This is a genomic window from Microcoleus sp. D3_18_C4 (genome assembly GCF_036702355.1).
GTDB lineage: Bacteria > Cyanobacteriota > Cyanobacteriia > Cyanobacteriales > Microcoleaceae > Microcoleus.
Genome location: NZ_JAUBTF010000134.1, coordinates 1 through 5,049 on the forward strand (window position 1 = coordinate 1; position 5,049 = coordinate 5,049).

Annotated in this window: 5 protein-coding genes; 2 read left to right on the forward strand and 3 right to left on the reverse strand. The window is 44.8% G+C overall.

Translation table 11 applies throughout. From position 1 onward, the window contains the following. Both QUA90_RS29910 and QUA90_RS29915 read left to right on the forward strand, forming a co-directional pair. A partial coding sequence (locus QUA90_RS29910; protein ID WP_333448742.1) for a hypothetical protein occupies positions 1 to 233 on the forward strand: 233 nt, incomplete at its 5' end. Positions 234 to 480: 247 nt separating this feature from the next. Next, complete coding sequence (locus QUA90_RS29915; RefSeq protein ID WP_333448743.1) at positions 481 to 954, forward strand: type II toxin-antitoxin system VapC family toxin; 474 nt, start codon at positions 481 to 483, stop codon at positions 952 to 954. 466 nt (positions 955 to 1,420) lie between these two features. Here the strand turns inward: QUA90_RS29915 and QUA90_RS29925 are convergent, their stop codons facing one another. The 3 genes from QUA90_RS29925 to QUA90_RS29935 all read right to left on the reverse strand — a co-directional run bounded on the left by QUA90_RS29925 (position 1,421) and on the right by QUA90_RS29935 (position 4,800). Continuing rightward, positions 1,421 to 2,356: a branched-chain amino acid ABC transporter permease gene (locus QUA90_RS29925; RefSeq protein ID WP_333332746.1), complete on the reverse strand. Its 936-nt coding sequence runs from the start codon at positions 2,354 to 2,356 to the stop codon at positions 1,421 to 1,423. A 74-nt stretch (positions 2,357 to 2,430) separates the two neighbouring features. After that, positions 2,431 to 3,381 carry a branched-chain amino acid ABC transporter permease gene (locus QUA90_RS29930; protein WP_333243435.1) on the reverse strand — a complete coding sequence of 317 codons (951 nt, stop codon included), beginning with the start codon at positions 3,379 to 3,381 and terminating at the stop codon, positions 2,431 to 2,433. A 162-nt stretch (positions 3,382 to 3,543) separates the two neighbouring features. Next, entirely contained in the window at positions 3,544 to 4,800 is a 1,257-nt protein-coding gene (locus tag QUA90_RS29935; protein ID WP_333332743.1) for an ABC transporter substrate-binding protein, read from the reverse strand. Positions 4,801 to 5,049: the final 249 nt, after the last annotated feature.

The following is a 5,049-nucleotide window of genomic DNA, read 5'->3' on the forward strand; positions in this document are numbered from 1 at the left end:
GGTTAATATTAAGCACTTTAAAAACTGGTTTACAAGCTGCTGCTACTGTACTTCATAAACCTGGAATCCCCTGTAAATTGCGTGCAGGTACTTCATACAAAGCTTGTCTGGTAGCTGACAACATTGGTCGTGGCTTTGAAGGACGACGGATTCAGTGTTACAATTTCGTGGCTCGTGATGAGCAAACAATCCGATTCTCGCTTAATCAATTACAGTATGTGGGCGATCCATAACTTTAGGTATCATGGTCTTGCTCGTCTTACAAAGATGGCGGGCAATCCCCATTCTATTTGCAAGGCGATCGCACAAGAATCACCTAATCCTCTCCTCACCAGACAACAGGAGATGAGTGGTATGGAGGCGATCGCCCCTTACTTTTTTTATTAATAGGCGATGGCAATCTTTGTGGGAGCTTTCGAGTTTGTGGTGATACAATAGCTGCCACTCAATAAAATTAAGAGGGCTGCTAACTCATTCTTTATGAGCGAAACCGTCTACATCGAAACCAGTATCTTGGGCTACATCACCGCCCGATCGACCAAGAATTTAATGTTAGCGGCCAATATAGAAATAACTAGAGATTGGTGGGAATTTCGTCGAAGCGCCTTTACCCTTTATACCTCGGAGGCAGTTCTAGATGAAGTGGTACAGGGAGATGCAGGAATCGCCACTCAACGACTGGAGATTCTGCGTGATTTTCCCTTGTTGGCATTGAACCAAGACGTACAAGATTTAGCCGTACAACTCCTAACCCGGAGCAATCTGCCTCCAAAAGCAAGAGTTGATGCAATTCACATTGCCACCGCAACTGTTCACGGCATGGATTATCTGTTAACTTGGAATTGCAAACATATTGCGAATGCTCAAATCCAGGGGAAGTTGGCGGAGATTAGTCTCGATTTCGGCTATGTGCTGCCAGTTCTTTGCACACCCAACGAACTAATGGGAGATTAGGTCATGTGGACAGATGAGATTGTTGAAGAGATCCACCGAATCCGAGAAGAGTATGCGAAGTCCTTTAATTATGATTTTGACGCAATATTTGCTGACCTCCGCAAAAAGGAAGCAGCAAGCGGTAGAAAAGTCGTAACCTTATCGCGAAAGCCCGGTCTAACAACACGTTGGAGCGGACGGGCGAGAAATCTTGGTGGTGCTGCAAAGGTTACTCGCCGCCACTCAACTGAGCCATTAGGTAGCTAATAAATACTCAATTAGCGAGGTCAAAAGTGGGAAGAGTCATCTTTAAGTAGTAAGTTTGGTAACGATCACTTAGGAGCAACGACCTCTCACCAAACAACAGGAGATGATACAGAAAGATGCGATCGTACTCGATCTTTTTTCACCGACAGGGTGATCGCTCTTTCCTTTATTTTAAGTCATCAAGTTGGCGATCGCACCTTTCTGTACTCAACATCTAATTTTAAACAGAAGTACGATCGCCCTTCTTCCACCTCTTCAACAACTCCGGCGTAACCAAACCTTGCGGAAAAAAGATCGTCCCCAAAACAATCAACAACCCAAAAATAATTAACCGCCCATCCCGCAGAAATTGCGCCAACCAAACCGGCAATCCCTGAATAGTCCCCATTCCCCTCAAAACCTCCGGCAAAGCAGTAAACACCATCCCACCCAAAACTGCTCCCAGAAAACTCCTACTACCACCAATCAACACAGAAGTCAAGTAAATAATACTAGCATCAAAAGTACCTTGACGGGCATTCCAAGTATTCAGGAAATGGGCACTAACAGCACCCACAACACCAGCTAAAACAGCACCTAACGTGAAAGCCAAAACCTTATAAAAAGTTGGGTTAATGCCGATCGCATCCGCCGCCAACTCATCAGCCCGAATCGCGGCAAAAGCCCGCCCCACCCGAATCCGTTCCAGACGATAGACCATCGCCATACTGACCAACAGTAAAGGTAGTACAATCCACAAATACTCGATCGGCGTCGCAAACGGTTGCGGAATCCCAAAAATGCCCACAGCCCCGCCAGTGATATCTAAATTCAGCGATAAAACCCGCAAAATTTCCACAAAAGCAATAGTTGCGATCGCCAAATAAATCCCACTTAACCGCAGCGCCGGAATTCCCACCAAAATCCCCAGCAACCCCGAAACAACCCCTGCAATTATCATCTCCACCAACAGCAATGGCAGTGGAAATAAACCCCCTGTCTGTTGAAAAACCGTTGTAGATAAAATCGCCGCAATATACCCACCCAAAGCATAAAAACCAGGGCTAGCCAGAGACAACTGTCCAGTCATTAAAGGCAAATACAGGGACATTCCCAACATTGCACCCAACAACATCGAGACAATCAAAAACCCGTAAGTAGTAAAAAATTCATTCATAACTTTTTTTATTTCTTAGTCTCTAGGAGAGGGACTTAGTTTGACTCTTAAGCGATTTCAATCGCCGAATTATCTTACACCTTCTGAATCAAACGCCGTCCCAACAAACCCTGCGGTCTAACCAATAGCATAATAAACAATATAGCAAAAGCAACAGCATCCTTATAAGCCGAAAAATCTCCAGGCACAAAAGCCTCCACCAAACCAATTATAAAACCTCCCAAAACTGCCCCAGGAATACTCCCCAACCCACCAAGTACAATCACCGCCAAACCTTTCAAACCAAAAGCAATACCAAAATACGGCCCAGCAATACTCACACTAGAACCGACCAAACTCCCCGCCAAACCAGCCAGAAAACTGCTCACAAAAAACGTCAACACAATGTACCTATCAGTATCAATCCCCAATAAACTAGAAGTTGTCGCATCTTCAGCCACAGCCTGCATTGCTTTGCCAAATTTAGTGAAATTAATTAAGTAAGTTAAGACAGCCACAATCGCAACTGACACCACAAAAATCACTATTTGAACAGTCCGAATCGGAATAGGTTTATCCGCTGTCCCGAAGTTAATTGCAGCAGGTAAATAGCCGTAAGTGTTAGCAGGAAAAGTGTAAATTTCCGCACCTACTAGATATTGGATAATATTGGCGATTGCCACCGCCACACCCAAACTAGAAACCACCGTCAGCAGAGGATCAGAGAGTCGGCGACGCAAAGGCAAAAAAGCAATTCGTTCAACAATTACTCCCACCAAACCAGCCATGACACTTCCCAAAATTAATGCCACAGCAAAAGGCAACTGCACGGGAATTCGAGCATTAGCCCACAACCCATTAAAACCGAAAGTACCTCCCATCAGCGCATAGGTGAAATAAGCACCCAACGTAAATACTGCACCGTGAGCAAAATTAATAATTCCGAGAATAGAAAAGACCAGCGTGTATCCCAGGGCAAAAATAGCATACACGCTGCCGATCGACAAACCATTTAAAAATTGTTGCAAAAACAGAGTTAAGTCCATCACCAGTTAGAGATTCGGCATCAACATTAAATCATTCAAAAACAAACAGCATACAATTTTTACTCTGACTTCTGAATTCCCCCCTTGGGGGCAGCGGGTTTAACCTCAGACTCACACTCAATAACTCATCCGTGTATCTGTGTCAAAATCCGTATCGTGCCTTCATTTCAAAAACTCAAACTTACCATTATTGCCATCAGCCTCCATCTTAATCCGTGCCACATAAAACTCTTTCTGATTAATCTCACCTTCAGGCGTAAAAGAAATTTCCCCCAAAGGCGTATCGTAATTACCACTCAACAACTGCTGATTTAAATTTGTACGCAATTCTGCCAAAGGCTTTTCGCTAATCTTAGACTTAGCATTAATTGCCTTTAATGACTCAACAAAAACTTGTACGCCCGTAAAAGCTTGTGCGCTAAATTGAGGCGGTTCTTTCTTGAATTGAGCGCGATAAGCATCCCGAAAAGCTTTATTAACTTCATTTTCATATTCCGGGCTGTAGGCTTGGGCAATCAAAACTCCATCACAGAGTGCTTTACAAACAGGAAATACATTAGAAGTATTCAGACCGTTGCCCCCAATGATAACGCCTTTGTATCCCAACTCCCGCAATTGCTTAATTAAATTGCCTCCATCGGCTGCCAACCCGGAAATAATTATCAAATCGGGGTTGACATTGATCGCGTTAGTAGCTTGAGATTGGAAATCTGTATCAGTAGTCAAGAATTTTTGGACTGTTGCCAATTCCAGTCCCATATCTTTAACCGTTGTCTGAAAAGTTTCAGTCTCAGATTTGCTAAAAGCATCATTCTGAGCAAAAAACACGGCTACTTTCTTAATATTGGGATTTTGCTTCAGTGCAGCTTTAACTGCATTAGGTGCTACCACTGCCACAGGGGCGGAGACTCTGGCCACATAATCGCCAATCTGGGGAATTCCTTTAGCGGTGTTGGAGGGTCCGAGTACGGGAACTTTTGCTCGATCGGCGATCGGATCAGCACTAAAGGCTTGTTGCGAGAGGGTCGGCCCCACAATACCTACCACCTTATCCTGATTGATCAGAGTGTTGAAGGCATTGATCGTCCCTTGTTCATCTCCACCCGTATCTTGGAACACCAGTCTAATCGGCGTCCCATCCACACCGCCCTTATCGTTGAAATACTTCTGGGCAATTTCCGCGCCAGCTACCTGTTCCTGACCTAGTAAAGCCACATTGCTAGTTTGGGCCACCCCAATACCTATAGATATAGTGTTGGATCTCCCCCCAGGCGAAGCCTCTGGCGAAGCACCGGGAGATGGCGAAGTCGCCGGAGATGCGATAGTAGAGGTTTGGGGAGTGTTCGTCTGACTGCAAGCGATCAGCAGTGAAGCGCAGGTAATGAATAAGCCACTAGGGCGGGCTATAAGTTTTTTCATGAGCGGGCGATCGAACGTCTATATATAAAACAGCTACACGTAAAGATATTCTACCCATGCGCGGTAGATACTCCCCTCAAAAGTCCAATCTTGCCCAAAAAAAAGACCCCTTCCCGGAAAGAGGAGTCAGCCAGCGGAGGCAGGCTCGGAAATCAGCAGCTCAAACCTTTACTGTGTATAGGTTCCCCAAAAACTCAAAAATATTTTCACAAAACGCTTGACAACACCTTGCGGAATAAGTATATTAAT